Source organism: Cyanobium sp. NIVA-CYA 375, assembly GCF_056108345.1.
On the sequence record NZ_JBSYHW010000202.1, the window covers coordinates 1 to 1,484 of the forward strand.

Annotated in this window: 2 protein-coding genes; both read right to left on the reverse strand. The window is 57.5% G+C overall.

The window, feature by feature from the left end; all coding sequences use genetic code 11:
• The coding region (locus AC01FP_RS17545) for an AAA family ATPase (RefSeq protein ID WP_474482003.1) at positions 1-833 on the reverse strand (833 nt) is incomplete at its 3' end.
• Positions 833-1,484 (reverse strand): hypothetical protein (locus AC01FP_RS17550; protein WP_474482004.1); only part of this gene is annotated, 652 nt, incomplete at its 5' end. The genes AC01FP_RS17550 and AC01FP_RS17545, both read right to left, overlap by 1 nt.

The window sequence follows — 1,484 nt, forward strand, 5'->3', positions numbered from 1 at the left end:
TCAGAAACATAACGCGCTAAGAAGGGGTCCTTGAAAGCTCCATCCTGAAAGCGCAGCACTAAGCGGCCGTCTACGGTTTCGGCTGCCTCGACATTTGAAACCCCCGGCACGCGCTGTTTCATGCGCTCCAAGATGTCGTTGAAAATCTGGCGATGATGCCCATAGATGTATTGCGTAACGAGTGGTAGGTTGCCACCCTCGGGCGAAAGATGTTCGGCGTAACCAGTCTCCTGGCTGGGACGAGCATCCTGGATGTGAAAGTCGGAAAGATGCCAGCCCTCAATCAACTTGCGAAAACTATTGACAACCTTAAACCTCTCAAACTGACCCAGTCCTTTGATCGCTAAAATCTCAGGGCTATCAAGTCTCTGGGTTTCTCGCTTCATCTCAGCAGCAGGAGAGCCATAGTCGACCTCATTCGTAACAGCCGTGCCCTCGCCCATCCGAAAGTCAAGGAAATGCCATGGCTGCCCAAATTGTCCTCGTCGATACTTCAGAACCTCACGGCTAACAACAGCGCGTCCATCTTGATCGGAAACTTCCAGCTGATAAGTCACCAATGGGCCATTGGTTTCTCGGAACTTGATCTGGATGCTGATCGGCCCATCTTGATCCCTGCTGCGCACTTCCCGCAGGCCTCCGCGACGTGTAACCGCAATATGCACATTGTTCAGAAGAGCATCCTTCAAAAAGCCAAAAATCTCGAAGAGAGTTGATTTGCCACGGCCATTGGCACCTACAAACACGGCCACCGATGGAATGTCGACAATATCGACGTCCTTAAATACGCGAAAGTTTTTGATGCGCAGCTGCTGGATTTGCATGATGGGCATCAGCATGAGGAGGTCTCCCGTGATTCCATGGTGCCCGGTTGCCTGGTGTCTGGGTCAACAAATAGCCCCGTTTGCACTGCCTGCTCCCCGATCGCGGCCCTGCCCTCGGCCTCATCAGGAGCCCGCAAGCTGAGCACTGCACCCTGTTTGTCGCTCAGGCGTTGCTCCATGGCAGCGACCTTCTCAGGGATGACCGACCAGAGACCGGTCTCCAGGATGCGCATCTCGCTGACCACCTGGCGGTTGTCACCGCGACCCATGCGGCGAGTGGCCTCTTTCTCCACGGCAGCGAGGGCTTCAGCAGGGTGTTCTGACAGCCAGGTCAAGCGGTGTGGGGCGTCGCCTTCGTCGCCAAGGTCTTTGCCGCCGGGGCGGTAGGGAGCTTCCTCGATGCGGAAGTCAGGCGCGATCTCCTGCTGCAGGCGGAGCTCCCAGGCCCAGGCCCGCTCGGGGTGGTATCGCCAGAAGCAGCCATGGGCCACCGCCAAAGAGGGATCCCCCTGACACTTCTCATCCACCCGGGAGGGCCAGTAGCGCATGGCCAGATGGGCCCAGTCGTAGTCCTTTTTCCCTTGGGCGCTGGCGAGCTCCTCCCACCACTTCTTGGGATCTTTCCACTGCGGCTCCAGCAGCGGCCAGAGCGCTGCGGAA